This window comes from Aeromicrobium sp. Root495 (genome assembly GCF_001426755.1).
Lineage (GTDB): Bacteria > Actinomycetota > Actinomycetes > Propionibacteriales > Nocardioidaceae > Aeromicrobium.
Genome location: NZ_LMFJ01000001.1, coordinates 2,690,687 through 2,707,090, shown reverse-complemented (window position 1 = coordinate 2,707,090; position 16,404 = coordinate 2,690,687). Strand labels below are relative to the sequence as shown.

Below are 16,404 nucleotides of genomic sequence, written 5' to 3'. Positions count from 1 at the left end.
GGTCAGGCGAGGTAGAGCTCGCACTCCTCCACGGGGACGGTACGGCGGGAGACGCCGACCTTGGTCCAGGTGAACCCCTCCGGCGTCTCGTCCCCGACGGCGACGAGGTGCACGCCGTCGACGCCGTCCTCGAAGGCGGCCACGAGGTCGAGGCCGTTCCAGCGGGCCCGCAGCCCGGGCCGATCAGCGGGGCGCACCGGACCGCGTCCGTTGCGCCAGCCGTAGGCGGGGGTGTCGTAGTACGAGATGACGATGCGTCGACCGTCGGGCTCCATGCGCCAGTACTCCGTGCCCGAGGGGGCCCGGGTCGGTGCCAGCACGCCGTCCTCGACGCGCACCGTACGTAGCGGCTCGTCGATCTCCGGGATCACCAGGAAGTCGACGAACCGGCCCGCCCCGACCGCTGGGTCGGCGTGCCCGAACGCCGCCCGCGCGTCGTCGGCCGAGCCGTACGCGGCCTCCTCGAGCGGCACGACGGGTCCTTCGACGACGTCGTGCCCCTCGAGCATGATCGCCGTGGTCTGACGAGGTGTCAGCAGGCAGAACCAGCTCACGGCAGCAGGACGACCTTGCCCAGCGCACGTCGCTCGTCGAGCTCGAGGAGGCCGGCGGCGGCGTCGTCGAGCGAGTGGGTGCTGCTGATCGGCGGGGCCAGCGCGCCCGACTCCAGGTGCGGCAGGATCGCGGCCCACTCCACCTGCAGGTGACCGGGACGCTTGAAGGCGTACTCGCCCCAGGCCACGCCGACGACGCTGATGTTGTTGAGCAGCAGGCGGTTCACCTTGACCTCGGGGATCTGGCCCGCCGTGAAGCCGATGACGAGGAGGCGACCCTCCTCCTTGAGGCACCGCAGCGAGTCGGTGAAGCGGTCGCCGCCCACCGGGTCGACGACGAGGTCGACGCCACCGCGGCTCTTGACCGCGTCCTTGAAGCCCTCCACCAGCACGTACTCGTCGGCGCCCGCGGCCACGGCCACGGCGCCCTTCTCGTCGGTGGAGGTCACCGCGATGACGGTGCCGGCGCCGAACGCCTTGGCCATCTGGATCGACGCGGTGCCCACGCCGCCGGCGGCGCCCTGGACGAGCACCGACTCGCCCGGCTGCAGGTTCCCGCGCTCGACGAGCGCGAAGTACGCCGTGAGGTAGTTCATCGGGAGCGCGGCGCCCTGCTCGAAGGTCACGCCGTCGGGCAGCGGGAACACGAGGCTCGGGTCGATGGCCACGAGCTCGGCGTAGCCGCCGAAGATGGGGAAGCCGGCCACCCGGTCACCCTCGGAGAAGCCGGAGTCGGCCGGTGCGGAGACGACCTCGCCGGCCACCTCCGAACCCGGGACGAACGGGACCTCGGGCTTGATCTGGTAGAGCCCGCGGGTCTGCAGGACCTCGGGGAACGACACCCCGCTGGCCCTGACCCGGATGAGCACCTGGGCGTCGGAGGGAGTGGGATCGGGGACCTCGCCGACCTCGACGGCGCTGGGCCCGTCGAGCGTCGTGATCTGGACAGCACGCATGTGGCCGACCCTAGCGGGCGAGCAGGACGACCGGCGCCTTGTCGTCGGGGACGTTGGTGATGTTGCGCAGGCGCGGGGCAGTGGGCTGCTCGGTGAAGACGCCGTGGCGCAGCAGCACCTCGCGCAGCACGACGGTGCCCTCCATGAGCGAGAACGCGGCGCCGATGCAGCGGCGCACACCTCCGCCGAACGGGATCCACGTGTGCGACGAGACCTTGGCATCGGCGTCGAGGAACCGGTCGGGCCGGTACTCGTGGGCGTCGGCGAAGGTGGCCTCGCGGCTGTGGGACAGCATGATCGACGGCGCCACGGTGGTGCCCTTCGGCAGGCGCCGGCCGCCGACGGTCTGGTCGCTCTGCAGCGTGCGAGCCACGAAGTCGATGATGGGGTGCAGGCGCATGGCCTCCTTGACGCAGGCCTCGAGGAAGGCCTCGTCGCCGGTGTCGGCCGCCACGAGGGCGCGCTTCAGGAGCTCGGGGTTCAGCCCCAGCTCGTGCAGGGTCCAGGACAGGGCCGAGGCCGTGGTCTCGTGCCCCGCGAGGAGGAGCGTGACGAGCTGGTCGCGCATCTCCTCGTCGGTGAGGGGCGTGGTGTCGGGGTCGTCGTCGCCCACGCGCAGGAGCCGGGACAGGACGTCGTCGCGGCCCTCGAGGTCGTGGGCCTGTCGACGCTCGCGGATGACGGCGTAGAGGAGCTCGTCGACCTCGCGCAGGTTGGTGAAGAACCCGCGCCACGGCGGCACCTTGCGCAACCGGGGGAAGATCCACGACAGCAGGACGCTCGCGTCGATGTCGACGATGCGGGTGAACCTGGGCCGCAGGGCCGTGAGCCGCTCCTCGTCGGTCACGCCGAAGACCACCTGCAGGATGACGTCGAGCGTGATGGCGTTCATGGCGTCGAGCGTGACGATGCGCTGCCCGGGCTCCCACGACTCGACGGCCTGCTTGGCGATGCCCTCGACCAACGGCCGGTAGCCGCGCATGGCGGGTCCCGTGAAGGCCGGCATGAGCAGCTTGCGGGCGCGCGTGTGCTCCTCGCCGTCGACGAGCAGGAGCGAGTGGTCGCCCATGACCGGCTTGAGGATGGCGTTGCCCTGTCCGGCGTAGAACTGCGACGGGTCCGAGGAGAAGATCTCCTTGACGTCGGCCGGGTCGCTGAAGATCACGATGGTGCGCGGCCCTGGGAGGATCTGGACCGAGAAGGTGTCGCCGTAGCGGGCGTGGGCGTCGCGGACGAGTGGCCCGCGGTTGCGCATGAACCGGTTGGTCATCCAGAGGTTGTTGCCCCGGGGGCCGTCAGGGATGTCGTAGCCGCTCCTGCCCGCCATGACCTAGGCCGCCCTCTCCCACGCGAAGTCGCGCTCCTCGATGTTCCGGGTGGCCCACCAGTAGCGGAACGTGAAGCCCGGCCAGATGGTGCGGTTCTTGCCCTGGCTGTCGAGGTACCAGCTGGTGCAGCCGCCCTGGCTCCACACGCCCTTGCTGACCTTGGCCTGGAGCTCCTCGTTGAACTCGTGCTGCGCCTCGGGCGTCGGCTCCACCGCCTGCGCGCCGCGCTCGGTCATGGTGTCGAGCATCGAGATGATCCACTTGGTCTGCTGCTCGATCATGAAGACGACCGAGTTGTGGCCGAGGGCCGTGTTGGGGCCGAGCATGAAGAAGAAGTTCGGGAAGTGCGCCACGGAGATGCCGAGGTAGGTCTCGATGCCCTCTTTCTTGAACGTCTCGGAGAGGTCGCGGCCGCCCTTGCCGGTGACGTGGACCCACTCGAAGGCGTCGGTCACGTGGAAGCCCGTGCCGTAGATGATGACGTCGGCCTCGCGGAAGACGCCGTCCTTGCCGAGGATCCCGTCGGGACGGATCTCCTCGATGCCCTCGGTCTGCAGGGAGACGTTGTCGCGGTTGTAGATGGGGATGTAGTTGTCGGTCTTGAGGACGCGCTTGCAGCCCAGGCGGTAGTCGGGGATGAGCTTCTCGGCGACCTCGGGGTCGTTCACCGTCTTGCGGATGTAGCCCGAGACCTTCTTCTCCATGATGCTCGTGATGTTCTGCAGGGGGCCGGTGAAGCCCAGCTGCTGCGCCTCGTTGAGCCAGTAGCGGCTGTTGCGGTAGAGCCGCGTCCCGCCGGGGAGCTTGGAGACGAAGGCCTTCTTGCGACCCTCGATGTCGTGGTTGTGCTTGGGCACCACCCAGGGCGCGGTGCGCTGGTACACGTCGAGGGAGCCGACGTGGGGTGCGATCTGCGGCAGGAACTGGATGGCGCTCGCACCGGTGCCGATGACGGCGACCTTCTTGCCGGTCAGGTCGACGTCGTGCTGCCACTGCGCGGAGTGGAAGTGCGGGCCGGTGAACGTCTCGGCGCCCTTGAGCTTCGGGATGTTGGGGATGTGGAGCCCGCCGATGCCCGAGATGAGCACGCGGGTGTCGTAGGTCTCCTGGCTCGTGGTGACGGTCCAGCGGAGCCGGTCCTCGTCCCACACGGCGCCCTGGAGCTCGGTGTTGAAGTGGATGAGCTCGTACAGCCCGTTCTTGCGGGCGACGTCCTGCATGTAGGCCCAGATCTCCGGCTGCGCGGAGTACTCGCGGCTCCAGCCGGGGTTGAGCTCGTAGGAGAAGGAGTACATGTGGGACTGGATGTCGCACTCGGCGCCGGGGTACGTGTTGTCGCGCCACGTCCCGCCCACGTCGTCGGCCTTCTCGATCACGATGAAGTCGGAACGGCCGGACTCGCGGAGCTTCATGGCCATGCCCATGCCCGAGAAGCCGGTGCCGACGATGAGGATGTCAGTAGAGATCACATTTCGGATACTATCGGTATCTGGAATACTCGTCCATGTGATCTCGACCCCGAGGTCCGACTAGCTCCCCTGGAGAAGCCCGTGAGTGTCGAGATGACGCGGACCACCCGCGCCGAGCGGCAGGCCCAGACGCGCGAGAGCCTCATCGAGGTGGCGCGGGACCTGTTCCTGTCCGACGGCTACGCCGCCACCTCGCTCGAGAAGGTGGCCGTGGCGGCCGGGTTCTCCAAGGGCGCCGTGTACTCCAACTTCTCCGGCAAGGAGGAGCTCTGCATGGCGGTGCTCGACACCATCCACGAGGAGCAGGTGCAGGGCATCGTCGAGGCCTTCACGGTCGACGCCGACCTCGACGGCCGGATCGACGCCTTCGCTGCCTGGGCTCGCGAGAAGCTCGGTCACCCGCGCTGGACGGCGCTCGAGGTGGAGTTCGCGGCGGTCGCGCGCCAGAGCCCGTGGGTCGCCACCGAGCTGGTCAAGCGGCACCGCATGCTCGTGTCCTCCTCGGCCGACCTGATCCGCCGTGTCGTCGCCGACGAGGGCATCGAGCTCACGCTCGACGCGCAGAAGGGCGCCACGGCGCTGCTGAGCCTCGGCATCGGCCTCGGTGCCATGCGCTCCCTCGACAACCAGCTCGACGTCGACGTCTTCGCCGACACCATGCGGGCCCTCCTGCGCGGCTCGCGCGTCGACTGACCCCCGGAACGACGACGCCCCCGAGCCGCTGGCTCGGGGGCGTCGTTCGTGGGACGTGGCTCAGTAGCCGCCGTTGTCCTCGAAGCGCTTGTAGCTGCGACGCACCTCGGCCTCGGCCTCGGAGCGACCGGTCCACGAGGCACCCTCGACGGACTTGCCGGGCTCGAGGTCCTTGTAGACGGTGAAGAAGTGCTCGATCTCGAGACGGTCGAACTCGGGCACGTGGTGGATGTCGCGCAGGTGCTCCTGGCGCGGGTCCGTGGCAGGCACGCACAGGACCTTGTCGTCTCCGCCGGCCTCGTCGGTCATGCGGAACATGCCGATGGCGCGGGCGCGGATGACGCAGCCCGGGAACGTGGGCGTGGCGAGCAGCACGAGGGCGTCGAGCGGGTCGCCGTCGAGGCCCAGGGTGTCGTCGATGAAGCCGTAGTCGGCCGGGTACTGCGTGGCGGTGAACAGGGTGCGATCCAGGCGGATGCGGTGGGTCGCGTGATCGACCTCGTACTTGTTGCGCTCGCCCTTGGGGATCTCCACGGTGACGTCGAACTCCATGGGGCCCACCCCTCTTCCTGTGTCGGTGGTTGTGCCGGTTGCAGAACAGTGACCGCGCGCCCTGTCCGGGCGCAGCGGTGTCAGTGCATAGTCTGGCGCACGTGACGTCGCAGAACGGTGGCAGGGTCAGCGCGAGGGCGCTGCTGGTCGTCGCGCTCGTGATCGTCCTGGTGGCCGTCTCGGTGCGGGTGGCCTGGTCGCGCGGTTCGTTGAACGGCCTCATCTGTGGCGGTGAGTGCGGTCCGGAGGCCGTCGCCGCGCCGGTCGGGCTGGGGTCCGCGCGCGCGGGTGACGCCTCCGTCCGCGAGGTCTCGGCCGACGGTCCCGGCGCCGCGGCCGTGCGCAGGGCCGTCGACTCCGCGCTGAGGAACACCGACGCCCTCGGCCCTCGGGTCGGCGTGGCGGTCTCGCGCGTCTCGGTCGGCGAGCCGTCCGACGTCCTGGTGGAGGAGGGGCCTGCCGCGCTCGTGCCGGCCTCCACCACGAAGCTCCTCACGGCCTATGCCGCCCTGTCGGCGATCGACCCCCAGCAACGCTTCGCCACGACGGTGGTCCGCGACGGATCCCGACTGACCCTCGTGGGCGGGGGTGACCCGTACCTGGTGCGCAAGCGAGGCAAGGGCGCGCCGCGCGTCGAACGTGCCGAGCTCAGCGTGCTCGCGGCCCGCACGGCGACGGCCCTGAGGAGGGCCGGCGTCGAGAAGGTCTCGCTGCGCCACGACACGTCTCTGTTCTCCGGCCCCGAGGCCAGCACCGCATGGGAGAAGGACTACGTCCCGGCCGGCATCGTCACGCGCATCGGGGCGCTGTGGATCGACGAGGGGCGTCTCTCCGGGGGCGGCCGCTCCGACGACCCGGCCCAGGACGCCGCCGACGCCTTCGCGGCCGAGCTCGCCTCGCGCGGCATCGACGTCGCCGACGGCTCGGAGGAGGCCCAGGCGCCGTCGGGCGCGCGCGAGGTGGCCCGGGTCGAGAGCGCCACGCTCGCCCAGGTCGTGGAGTCGCTCCTCGTCACGAGCGACAACGAGGCCTCCGAGGTCGTGCTGCGCCACGTCGGGCTCGCGGAGAGCGAGCCGGGCAGCTTCGCCGGAGGGGCCACGGCGATCGAGAAGGTCCTCGCCGACGCCGGCGTCGGCGTGAAGGGACTCGTCCTCACCGACGGCAGCGGGCTCTCGCGCAAGAACCGCATCGCCCCCAGCACGCTCGCACGCGTCGTGGCTCTCGCGCCCACCCGCGCCCGGACCTCGTCGCTCGTGACCGACATCCCGGTGGGCGGCTTCAGCGGGACGCTCAAGAACCGCTTCTCCGACGCCGGAGCGGCGCGCGGCTCCGTGCGCGCCAAGACCGGGACCCTCACCGGGGTGCACGCGATCGCCGGGATGGTCACCACCCGCAGCGGTGCTCCGCTGGCCTTCAGCGTCATGACCGACGCCACGAAGGACATCAACCCCTTCGTCACCCAGGCGGCCCTCGACGACCTCGCCGTCGCCCTCGCCAACCTCCCCTGACCCCGGTTTACCACGGTGGGTTGGTAAACCGACCCATCCCTACGGAAGCTTCCGGAGGTCTGGGTCAGGTTGCCGAGGTGAGTGGTTTCCACAGGCGCATCGGCGACGATCTGCCGTCCACACCCGACCCTCGCGAGGGTTCCGCCGGACGACGCTCTCGGCGACCTTCGAGGGATGGATGATCTGCTTCCCGCCGTGGCGCACCAGAACGGCGGCTACATCATGCGTCACCAGCTCAACGACATCGGCTACTCGGACAAGGCGATCCGAGCGGCCCTCACCCAGAAGCGGCTCGTGCGTGTCCGTCACGGCACCTACGTCCCGGTCGACCTCTGGACGAGCCTCGACGACACCGGACGCCATGCCATCGTCGTCCGGTCGCTGCTCGACAAGCTCGGTGACGTCGTGGTCGCGAGTCACCAGTCGGCCGCGGCGCTCCACGGGCTCGACCTCTTCGACGTGCCCGTCCACGAGGTCCACCTGACCCGACGCGACGGACTCCAGGGCAAGAAGGAGGCGGGAGTGGTGTTCCACACCGGGCACCTCGAGGACGACGAGGTCGAGATGGTCGACGGCTGTGCCGTCACGTCGATCGAGCGGACGGTGATGGAGACCTGCACGACCGTGGGCATCGAGTCCGGGGTCGTGCTCGCCAGCTCGGCGCTGCGCCGGGGCCAGGTCGAGGCCGGACGTCTGGAGGAGCTCGTCGAGGTCCATGCGGCGTGGCCCGGCATGCGGCGTGGGCGCCTGGCGGTGCGGCTCTCCGACGCCCGGCTGGAGAGCGCCGGTGAAGCGCGGTCGTTCTACATGTTCTGGCGCCACGGTGTACCTGCGCCGAGTCTCCAGGTCGAGATCCGCGACGAACGGGGGAGCTTCGTGGCCCGCACGGACTTCGACTGGGAGGACTGCAGTCACGTCGGCGAGTTCGACGGACTTCAGAAGTACGGCCGGCTCAACTCCTTCACCGACGACCCCGGTCGGCAGCTGTCGGAGGAGAAGATCCGCGAGGACCGGGTCCGAGCGACCCAGCGTGGGGTGACCCGGTGGATCTGGGTCGAGCTGTTCCCCGACAGGGCTCCCGCGACCGCCCGACGCATCAACGTCGATCGCGAGCGGTCACGCACGCTCTATCGGCGTAACCGGGTCGTCATTCCGTTGGTGTGACGAGCTCCCCTCGGCAACCTGACCCATCCCTACGGAAGGTTCCGTAGGGATGGGTCGGTTTACCAACATCCCGTGGTAAACCGTCGGGCCGTAGGTTGGGGGGCATGATCGACTGGGACGTCGCGCGGCGTACGGCAGCCACCTTTGCGGGCTCGGGGCCGGAGGTGGAGCCCCACGAGGCGGCCGACGTCGTCGCGGGGCTGCGCTCCGCGTCCGAGGTCGCGTCCGCGCCTGTCAGCGAGTACACCGGGCTCAAGGCCGTCGGCACGCCCGCACCGGTCCTCGTGGTGGACCGCCGACGCTGGACCGAGGCCAACCTGAGCTCGTTCCAGGACCTTCTCGAGCCCATGGTCGCCAAGCTCGCCGAGCAGGCACCCAACCGCATCAGCCGGGCCGTCGGCAGCCGCGTGAGCGGCGCCGAGCTCGGCGGGCTCCTCGCCTTCATGTCGAGCAAGGTCCTCGGCCAGTTCGACCCCTTCTGGACCGGTCCCGACGGCGAGGCGGGCCGGCTCCTGCTCGTGGCCCCCAACATCGTCGACGTGGAGCGCAAGCTGGGCGTCGACCCCGACGACTTCCGGCTCTGGGTCTGCCTGCACGAGGAGACCCACCGGCTGCAGTTCACCGGTGTGCCGTGGATGCGCGACCACGTGCGGGGGCTGCTCGACGAGTTCACCGACGCCACGGAGCTCGACCCGCAGGCCGTCTCGAAGTTCTTCTCCGAGGGCGTGGGCGAGCTGGCCCGCATCGTCCGGGGCGAGTCCGACGCCTCCATCGCCGACCTCTTCCAGAACGATCGCCAGAAGGCGGCCGTCGACCGGATCACGGGTGTCATGTCGCTCCTCGAGGGTCACGCCGACGTCGTGATGGACGGCGTGGGGCCCGACTACGTGCCGTCCGTCCAGCAGATCCGCCGCAAGTTCGACGAGCGCCGCAAGGGCGCGGGCGGCATCGATCGCATCATCCGCCGGCTCCTCGGCCTCGAGGGCAAGATGCGCCAGTACCGCGACGGCGCCGTCTTCGTCCGTGAGGTCGTCGACACCGTGGGTCACGACGGGTTCTCCGCCGTCTGGGCGAGCCCGGAGAACCTGCCGTCGAAGGCCGAGATCCTCGAGCCGGCGTCGTGGGTCGCCCGCGTGCGTCCCTGATCCGGACCTCGAGCCGTGCGCCTGGATGCCGCCGAGTCCGCCGGACGTCGCGCCCTGCGTGAGGTCCTGACCGACCACCCCGTCGGGGCGCCGGTCGTGCTGGGCGTCTCCGGCGGTGCCGACTCGCTGGCCCTCGCGGCCGTCGCGGCCTTCGTGGCCCGGGGCGACGGTCGCCCGGTCCGGGCCGTCGTGGTCGACCACGGCCTCCAGGAGGGTTCCGCCGCGGTGGCCGTCCGCGCCGCCGAGCAGGTCCGTCGGCTCGGCCTGCGCGCCGACGTCGTGACCGTCGCGGTGGCCGGGCGGCCCGGCGGCCCCGAGGCCGCGGCCCGCGAGGCACGCCGTGAGGCCCTGCTCGCCGCGGCCGGCCCCGACGGGGTGGTCGTCCTGGCGCACACGCTCGACGACCAAGCCGAGACGGTGCTGCTGGGCCTCGGGCGCGGCAGCGGCGCCCGCTCCCTCGCCGGCATGCGGCCGGTCGACGGGCCGTGGCGACGCCCGCTCCTGTCCCTGCGTCGCTCCGACACCGAGCGGATCTGCGTCCTCCACGACCTGGCCTGGTGGGAGGACCCGCACAACCTCGACCCGCGCTTCCGCCGCGTCCGGGTCCGCCGCGAGCTCCTCCCGCTGCTCGACGACGTGCTGGGTGGGGGCGCCGCCGAGGCGCTGGCCAGGACCGCGTCCCTGCTGCGCCCCGACGTCGACCTGCTGGATCAGCTCGCCGACGAGGTCGCCCCGTCCGACGACGTCCGCACCCTGGCAGCGCTGCCTCCTGCGCTCCGGTCCCGCGTGCTCCGGCGGTTCGTCCTCGGCGCCGGAGTGACTGCCGGAGAGCTGGGCGCAGGGCACCTCGCAGAGCTCGACCGTCTGGTGACGCACTGGCACGGGCAGGTGCGGGTCGAGCTCCCGGGCGGCCTCTCCTGCAGCCGGGAGGGTGAGCGACTCGTGGTCTCGCCCACGCCTGTGGCACCCTGAACCCGTGGACCGCCAGCACGTCGAGTCAGAGCTCGACCTCGAGCAGACCCTGTTCACCGAGGACGAGATCCTTGCGCGCCTCCGAGAGATGGCAGCGCAGATCGAGGCCGACTACGAGGGCAAGGACCTGCTCCTCGTGGGCGTGCTGAAGGGCGCGGTGATGGTCATGGCCGACCTCGCGCGCAGCCTCGACCGGCACGTCGAGATGGACTGGATGGCCATCTCCTCCTACGGCTCGGGCACCACGTCGTCGGGCGTGGTCCGGATCCTCAAGGACCTCGACACCGACCTCACGGGCCGCCACGTCCTCATCGTCGAGGACATCATCGACACCGGCCTGACCCTGTCGTGGCTCGTGGCCAACCTGCGCTCGCGCGGTCCGGCCTCGGTCGAGATCGCCACCCTGCTGCGCAAGCCCGAGGCGCTCCAGATGGACGTCGACGTCACGTACGTCGGCTTCGACATCCCCAACGCCTTCGTCGTGGGCTACGGCCTCGACTACGCCGAGCAGTACCGCAACCTGCGCTGCATCGGCACCCTCGCCCCGCACGTCTACAGCTGACGCTTTCAGCCCTGGGCGAACGCCGGTCCGCCGGGGCACGACGGCTTCGGTGAACACGTTCAGGTGGTGAGCCTGCGGAGTGTAGGTTTCCAGTACCCGTCGTCGTACCGAGGAGGAGCGGGTCACCCCGCCGTCAGCCTATGAATCTCAAGCGCCTGCTCAAGGGCCCGTACCTGTGGATCGTCGTCATCACGATCCTGGTCATCGTCGCCATCCAGCTCACGAGCTCGGCCGGTGGCAGCAGCGAGGTCAAGACGGCGACGATGGTCACGTACCTCCAGGACGGCAAGGTCAAGGAGGTCACCTTCGTCGAGGGTGACCAGAAGATCGAGGCCACGCTCAAGGACGGCAAGGAAGTCACGGCCAAGTGGCTCGGCGACCAGGGCACGGCACTCGTCGAGGCGGCACAGAAGTCGGTCGACGACAAGCAGCTCAAGACCTACGACGTCAAGGTCCCGAGCCAGGGCATCCTCACCACGATCCTCTTCTCGTTCGGCCCCATCATCCTGCTCGTCCTGCTGTTCATCTTCCTCATGAACAACATCCAGGGCGGTGGCGGACGCGTCATGCAGTTCGCCAAGTCGCGCGCCAAGCTCATCACCAAGGACACCCCCAAGACCACGTTCGCCGACGTCGCGGGCTGCGACGAGGCCATCGAGGAGCTCGGCGAGATCAAGGAGTTCCTCCAGGAGCCCGCCAAGTTCCAGGCCGTGGGCGCCAAGATCCCCAAGGGCGTCCTGCTCTACGGTCCTCCCGGCACCGGCAAGACGCTGCTCGCGCGGGCCGTCGCCGGTGAGGCGGGCGTGCCGTTCTACTCCATCTCCGGCTCCGACTTCGTCGAGATGTTCGTCGGCGTCGGCGCATCCCGCGTCCGCGACCTCTTCGAGCAGGCCAAGGAGAACGCGCCGGCCATCGTCTTCATCGACGAGATCGACGCCGTCGGACGTCACCGCGGCACGGGCATGGGCGGCGGCCACGACGAGCGCGAGCAGACGCTCAACCAGCTCCTCGTCGAGATGGACGGCTTCGACGTCCGCGGCGGGGTCATCCTCATCGCGGCCACCAACCGCCCCGACGTCCTCGACCCGGCGCTCCTGCGTCCGGGCCGTTTCGACCGCCAGATCGGCGTCGAGGCCCCCGACCTCAAGGGTCGCGAGACGATCCTCAAGGTCCACGCCCGTGGCAAGCCCATCGGTCCCGACGTCGAGCTGTCCAACGTCGCCCGTCGCACCCCCGGCTTCAGCGGCGCCGACCTCGCCAACGTGCTCAACGAGGCCGCGCTCCTCACCGCGCGCAACAGCGCCAAGGTCATCGACGCCGCCGCCATCGACGAGGCCATCGACCGCGTCATGGCCGGACCGCAGAAGCGCACGCGTCTCATGAACGAGCACGAGCGGCTCGTCACGGCCTACCACGAGGGTGGCCACGCCCTCGTGGCCGCGGCGCTGCCCGAGAGCGACCCCGTGCACAAGATCACGATCTTGCCGCGGGGCCGCGCCCTCGGCTACACCATGGTCCTGCCCGACGAGGACAAGTACAGCCAGACGCGCGCCGAGCTCCAGGGCAAGCTCGCCTACATGATGGGCGGCCGCGCCGCCGAGGAGCTCGTCTTCCACAACCCCACCACGGGCGCCGGCAACGACATCGAGAAGGCCACGTCGCTCGCGCGCGCCATGGTCACGCAGTACGGCATGAGCGACAAGCTCGGCGCGGTCAAGTACGGCAGCGACAACAGCCAGCCGTTCCTGGGCCGCGACATGGGCCACACGCGCGACTACTCCGAGGCGGTCGCGGCCACGGTCGACGCGGAGGTTTCCACCCTCATCGGCGCCGCCCACCAGGAGGCGTTCGACATCCTCGACCGCAACCGCGACGTCCTCGACGCGCTCGTGGTCGAGCTCCTCGAGAAGGAGACGCTCGACAAGGCGCAGGTGGCCCGGATCTTCGAGCCGCTGCGTCGTCAGGAGATTCGCCCCGCGTGGACCGGCTCCGACACGCGCGTGCCGTCGGACCAGCCGCCCGTCGAGGTGCCCGAGGGCACCACGCAGCCCGAGCCGGAGGCGGGCATCGTCGTCGCGCCCGACGCCGGACCCGACGCCCCGCCGGCCGAGCCGCCGGTCCCGCCCGCCCCCGCGGGGGACGTGTGAGCGTCGACCTTCCCAGGGCCGAGGCGGCCATCCGTGAGCTTCTCATCGCGGTGGGGGAGGACCCCGACCGCGACGGCCTCCTCGACACCCCCAAGCGGGTCGCCAAGTCCTACGTCGAGCTCCTCGCCGGCCTCGACCAGGACCCGCGCGAGGTGCTCTCGGCCACGTTCGACGTCGCCCACGACGAGCTCGTCCTCGTGAAGGACATCGAGCTGTGGTCGATGTGCGAGCACCACCTCGTCCCGTTCACCGGGGTGGCCCACGTGGGCTACATCCCCGAGGACGGTGGCCGGGTCACCGGGCTGTCCAAGCTGGCCCGCCTCGTCGACGTCTTCGCGCGGCGTCCCCAGATCCAGGAGCGTCTCACGACGCAGATCGCCGACGCCCTCATCGAGGTGCTGCACCCGCGCGGCGTCATCGTCGTCATCGAGGCCGAGCACCTCTGCATGACCATGCGAGGCGTCCGCAAGGCCGGCGCCAAGACCATCACGAGCGCCGTCCGCGGCCAGCTGCGCGACCCCGCCACCCGGGCCGAGGCGATGGGCCTGATCACCGCGTGACCCAGGCCGTCCCTGCGTCGTCACCGGACCGCTGCCTCGTCATGGGCGTCGTCAACGTCACGCCCGACTCGTTCTCCGACGGTGGCCTGTGGATCGATCCCGAGGCGGCCGTCCGGCACGGTCTCGAGCTCGTGGAGCAGGGCGCCGACCTCGTCGACGTCGGCGGCGAGTCCACCCGGCCCGGTGCGCTGCGGGTCGATGCGGCCGAGGAGCGGCGTCGCGTCGTCCCGGTGGTGCGCGAGCTCGCGAGCGCCGGCGTGGCCGTCTCGGTCGACACCATGCGGGCCGACGTCGCGGAGGCCGCCCTCGAGGCGGGCGCAGCCCTCGTCAACGACGTCTCGGGCGGTCGTGCCGACCCGGCCATGGTCCCGCTCGCCGCGTCCTCGGGCGCCCGGATCGTGCTCATGCACTGGCGCGGGCACTCTGATCACATGCAGGACCTCACCCAGTACGACGACGTCGTCACCGACGTCCTCACCGAGCTCCGCGAGCAGGTCGACCGGGCCCTCGCCGCCGGTGTGCGGCCCGAGCAGGTCGTGGTCGACCCGGGGCTCGGCTTCTCCAAGACCGGCGCGCAGAACTGGACCGTGCTCGCCGGGCTCCACCGCTTCGTGGCCCTCGGCCTGCCGGTGCTGGTCGCCGCGAGCCGCAAGGGCTTCCTCGGCCACCTCCTGGCCGATGCCGAGGGTCCCCGGCCCCCGCTCGGGTCCGACGACGCCACGGCGGCCGTCACCACGCTCGCGGCCCAGGCCGGCGCGTGGTGCGTGCGCGTCCACGAGGCGCGGGCCTCGGCCGACGCCGTCCGGGTCGTGGCCCGGCTCGCCCAGGAGACCGCCCAGCTGACGGCCCACGAGGGGATCCACCGTGCCTGACGTCCTGACCGTCCACCGCTCGTTCTACGACGCCATCGAGACCGGCGACGCCGACCTCATGGCCTCGCTGTGGGTCGACAGCCCCGCCACCACGTGCGTGCACCCCGGCGCCGAGGCGCTGCAGGGCACCCGCGACGTCCTGCGCTCCTGGACGCTCGTCATGGCCAACGTGGGCTACATCCAGTTCTTCCTCACCGACGTCCAGGTGGCGCTGCCGCACGGCGACGACGGCGACCTCGTGGTCATCACGTGCACCGAGAACGTCCTGTCCGGCGAGGACGTCGCCGTCGACGCCTTCGCCGGCGCCAAGGCGGTGTGCACGAGCATCCTGGTGCGCGACCGCACCGCCAACGACGGCGCCGGCTGGCGCTTCTTCGCCCGCCACGCCTCCCCGGTCCTCGACGTCGAGGACGACCACCCCGAAGAGCCATGAGAGGGGTCCGCCATGGCTTGTCCTGACGGTCTCGACCGCATCGACCTGACCGGCCTCACGGCCACCGGCTTCCACGGCGTGTTCGACCACGAGCGCCGCGACGGGCAGACGTTCATCGTCGACGTGAGCCTCGGTCTCGACTTCTCGGCGGCCGCCGAGGGCGACGACCTCGCCGCCACGGTCGACTACGGGGCGGTGGCCCAGCACGTCCACGACGTCGTGACGGGCCAGCCCGTGGACCTCATCGAGTCGCTCGCGCGCCGTATGCTGGAGTGGTGCCTGGATCTCGGTCCGGTCCGATGGGCTAGCGTGACGGTGCACAAGCCGGACGCACCCATCGCCGTGCCTTTCCACGACGTGAGCGTCACGACAGAGCGGAGCAAGCAGTGACCGAATCGCCTACCCCGTACGTGCTCGACGCGGACACCATGACCGGTGGCATGCGGCCGATCCGTCAGGCGGTCCTTGCGATCGGCTCCAACCTCGGGGACCGTCTCAACCGCCTCCAGGGCGCCGTCGCGGCGCTCGAGGACACGCCGGAGGTCACCATCGTGGCCGTCTCCTCGGTCTACGAGACCGAGCCGGTCGACGCCCCCGAGCAGTCGGGTGCCTTCCTCAACGCCGTCGTGCTCATCGACACCACCCTCACGGTGCACACGCTGCTCGACCGCGCTCTCGCCATCGAGGACGCCTTCGGACGCGACCGCAGCGTCAGGAACGCGCCGCGCACGCTCGACGTCGACGTCATCGTGGTCGGCGACCGCGTCGCCGACGACGAGACGCTCCAGCTCCCGCACCCCCGGGCCCACGAGCGCGGCTTCGTGCTCATCCCGTGGCTCGAGGTCGATCCCGAGGGCGAGATCCCCGGTCGCGGCTTCGTGGCGGACCTCATCAGTGGCGTCGACACGAACGGCATCGTCCGACGCGAGGACCTCGAGATCATCTTGTGAGGTCGTGGTGAGGGGCCCGGTCAAGCGGACGTCACCTCTGCACGTCGCCTCGCTCGTGGCCGTCGGGATCGTCCTCGGCAGCCTGCTGCGGCCCCTGTCCGTCCAGCTCGACGGAACCGTGCCCCGGGTGGGGTGGACGGCGGCCGTCCTGCTCGTCTTCAGCGCCGGCGCGGTGGGCACGATGGCCCGCATCACGTGGGCCGCACTGCGCCGCGACAAGAAGCGGATGACCTCCGACCACGGCGTGAAGATGCTGGCCGTGGCCAAGGCCTCCATCATCGTGGGCGGCCTGTTCGGCGGCTTCTACGGGGGGATCGCACTCTCGTTCGTGCGCGACTGGGACACCGAGCTGGGTCGTGAGCGCGTCCTGCAGGGCGGCGCAGCGGCGCTCGCCGGCATCCTGCTGCTCGTGGCGGGCCTGCTGCTCGAGCGGTTCCTCGCCATCCAGGACGACGACGAGGACGACGACGCCACCGGTCGCGCCTCCACCCCCGCCTGACGCACCACCGCACCGCCTCCGGAGCGGTGAGCCGGCGGGC

At 70.7% G+C, this 16,404-nt stretch carries 18 protein-coding genes; 13 read left to right on the top strand and 5 right to left on the bottom strand.

Annotated features, from left to right (window positions below):
- Positions 1–2: 2 nt before the first annotated feature.
- The 4 genes from ASD11_RS13505 to ASD11_RS13490 are packed head-to-tail and all read right to left on the bottom strand — an operon-like array spanning position 3 to position 4,307.
- Positions 3–554: a hypothetical protein gene (locus ASD11_RS13505; RefSeq protein WP_056287938.1), complete on the bottom strand. Its 552-nt coding sequence runs from the start codon at positions 552–554 to the stop codon at positions 3–5.
- Positions 551–1,510: an NADPH:quinone oxidoreductase family protein gene (locus ASD11_RS13500; RefSeq protein ID WP_056287936.1), complete on the bottom strand. Its 960-nt coding sequence runs from the start codon at positions 1,508–1,510 to the stop codon at positions 551–553. The genes ASD11_RS13505 and ASD11_RS13500 overlap by 4 nt, the downstream gene beginning before the upstream one ends.
- A 10-nt stretch (positions 1,511–1,520) precedes the next feature.
- Entirely contained in the window at positions 1,521–2,837 is a 1,317-nt protein-coding gene (locus ASD11_RS13495) for a cytochrome P450 (RefSeq protein WP_056287934.1), read from the bottom strand.
- 3 nt (positions 2,838–2,840) lie between these two features.
- Entirely contained in the window at positions 2,841–4,307 is a 1,467-nt protein-coding gene (locus ASD11_RS13490; RefSeq protein ID WP_082554359.1) for a flavin-containing monooxygenase, read from the bottom strand.
- Between the two features lie 81 nt (positions 4,308–4,388).
- Between ASD11_RS13490 and ASD11_RS13485 the strand changes: the two genes are divergently transcribed.
- A complete protein-coding gene (locus ASD11_RS13485; RefSeq protein ID WP_235503322.1) occupies positions 4,389–5,000 on the top strand; it encodes a TetR/AcrR family transcriptional regulator in 612 nt (203 codons plus the stop codon).
- A 60-nt stretch (positions 5,001–5,060) separates the two neighbouring features.
- Here the strand turns inward: ASD11_RS13485 and ASD11_RS13480 are convergent, their stop codons facing one another.
- Positions 5,061–5,552 (bottom strand): inorganic diphosphatase, encoded by a 492-nt coding sequence (locus tag ASD11_RS13480; protein WP_056287930.1) that lies wholly within the window; start codon positions 5,550–5,552, stop codon positions 5,061–5,063.
- 101 nt (positions 5,553–5,653) lie between these two features.
- Here ASD11_RS13480 and dacB point away from each other — a divergent pair, with 101 nt between their 5' ends.
- The 12 genes from dacB (at position 5,654) to ASD11_RS13420 (ending at position 16,364) form a co-directional block, all read left to right on the top strand.
- Positions 5,654–7,060, top strand: coding sequence for a D-alanyl-D-alanine carboxypeptidase/D-alanyl-D-alanine endopeptidase (gene dacB / locus ASD11_RS13475; RefSeq protein WP_056287927.1), 1,407 nt, complete (start codon positions 5,654–5,656; stop codon positions 7,058–7,060).
- Between the two features lie 174 nt (positions 7,061–7,234).
- Complete coding sequence (locus ASD11_RS13470; protein WP_056287926.1) at positions 7,235–8,224, top strand: type IV toxin-antitoxin system AbiEi family antitoxin domain-containing protein; 990 nt, start codon at positions 7,235–7,237, stop codon at positions 8,222–8,224.
- Between the two features lie 104 nt (positions 8,225–8,328).
- Positions 8,329–9,369, top strand: coding sequence for a zinc-dependent metalloprotease (locus ASD11_RS13465; protein WP_056287924.1), 1,041 nt, complete (start codon positions 8,329–8,331; stop codon positions 9,367–9,369).
- Positions 9,370–9,384: 15 nt separating this feature from the next.
- The gene (tilS, locus tag ASD11_RS13460; RefSeq protein WP_056287922.1) at positions 9,385–10,341 is read left to right on the top strand and encodes a tRNA lysidine(34) synthetase TilS; all 957 of its coding nucleotides are present in this window, start codon (positions 9,385–9,387) and stop codon (positions 10,339–10,341) included.
- A gap of 4 nt (positions 10,342–10,345) precedes the next feature.
- Positions 10,346–10,903: a hypoxanthine phosphoribosyltransferase gene (hpt, locus tag ASD11_RS13455; RefSeq protein WP_056287921.1), complete on the top strand. Its 558-nt coding sequence runs from the start codon at positions 10,346–10,348 to the stop codon at positions 10,901–10,903.
- A 140-nt stretch (positions 10,904–11,043) separates the two neighbouring features.
- Complete coding sequence (gene ftsH, locus ASD11_RS13450) at positions 11,044–13,050, top strand: ATP-dependent zinc metalloprotease FtsH (RefSeq protein ID WP_082554357.1); 2,007 nt, start codon at positions 11,044–11,046, stop codon at positions 13,048–13,050.
- Complete coding sequence (gene folE, locus ASD11_RS13445; RefSeq protein WP_056287919.1) at positions 13,047–13,610, top strand: GTP cyclohydrolase I FolE; 564 nt, start codon at positions 13,047–13,049, stop codon at positions 13,608–13,610. Before ftsH ends, folE begins: the two co-directional genes overlap by 4 nt.
- Positions 13,611–13,651: 41 nt before the next feature.
- A complete protein-coding gene (gene folP, locus ASD11_RS13440) occupies positions 13,652–14,482 on the top strand; it encodes a dihydropteroate synthase (protein ID WP_056288907.1) in 831 nt (276 codons plus the stop codon).
- On the top strand, positions 14,475–14,915 hold the full coding sequence (locus tag ASD11_RS13435) for a nuclear transport factor 2 family protein (RefSeq protein WP_056287918.1): 441 nt from the start codon (positions 14,475–14,477) through the stop codon (positions 14,913–14,915). The genes folP and ASD11_RS13435 overlap by 8 nt, the downstream gene beginning before the upstream one ends.
- A 12-nt stretch (positions 14,916–14,927) precedes the next feature.
- Positions 14,928–15,305, top strand: a complete 378-nt coding sequence (folB, locus tag ASD11_RS13430; protein ID WP_056287917.1) for a dihydroneopterin aldolase — start codon at positions 14,928–14,930, stop codon at positions 15,303–15,305.
- Positions 15,302–15,865, top strand: a complete 564-nt coding sequence (gene folK, locus ASD11_RS13425) for a 2-amino-4-hydroxy-6-hydroxymethyldihydropteridine diphosphokinase (protein WP_056287916.1) — start codon at positions 15,302–15,304, stop codon at positions 15,863–15,865. The genes folB and folK overlap by 4 nt, the downstream gene beginning before the upstream one ends.
- Before the next feature lie 4 nt (positions 15,866–15,869).
- On the top strand, positions 15,870–16,364 hold the full coding sequence (locus ASD11_RS13420) for a DUF3180 family protein (RefSeq protein ID WP_056287914.1): 495 nt from the start codon (positions 15,870–15,872) through the stop codon (positions 16,362–16,364).
- The last annotated feature ends 40 nt before the right edge of the window (positions 16,365–16,404 follow it).

Coding starts and splice junctions, on each gene's coding strand:
- ASD11_RS13500 (WP_056287936.1), bottom strand. CDS start 1,510: ATGCGTGCTGTCCAGATCACGACGCTCGACGGGCCCAGCGCCGTCGAG.
- ASD11_RS13495 (WP_056287934.1), bottom strand. CDS start 2,837: ATGGCGGGCAGGAGCGGCTACGACATCCCTGACGGCCCCCGGGGCAAC.
- ASD11_RS13480 (WP_056287930.1), bottom strand. CDS start 5,552: ATGGAGTTCGACGTCACCGTGGAGATCCCCAAGGGCGAGCGCAACAAG.
- ASD11_RS13470 (WP_056287926.1), top strand. CDS start 7,235: ATGGATGATCTGCTTCCCGCCGTGGCGCACCAGAACGGCGGCTACATC.
- ASD11_RS13465 (WP_056287924.1), top strand. CDS start 8,329: ATGATCGACTGGGACGTCGCGCGGCGTACGGCAGCCACCTTTGCGGGC.
- ftsH (WP_082554357.1), top strand. CDS start 11,044: ATGAATCTCAAGCGCCTGCTCAAGGGCCCGTACCTGTGGATCGTCGTC.
- folP (WP_056288907.1), top strand. CDS start 13,652: ATGGGCGTCGTCAACGTCACGCCCGACTCGTTCTCCGACGGTGGCCTG.
- folB (WP_056287917.1), top strand. CDS start 14,928: ATGGCTTGTCCTGACGGTCTCGACCGCATCGACCTGACCGGCCTCACG.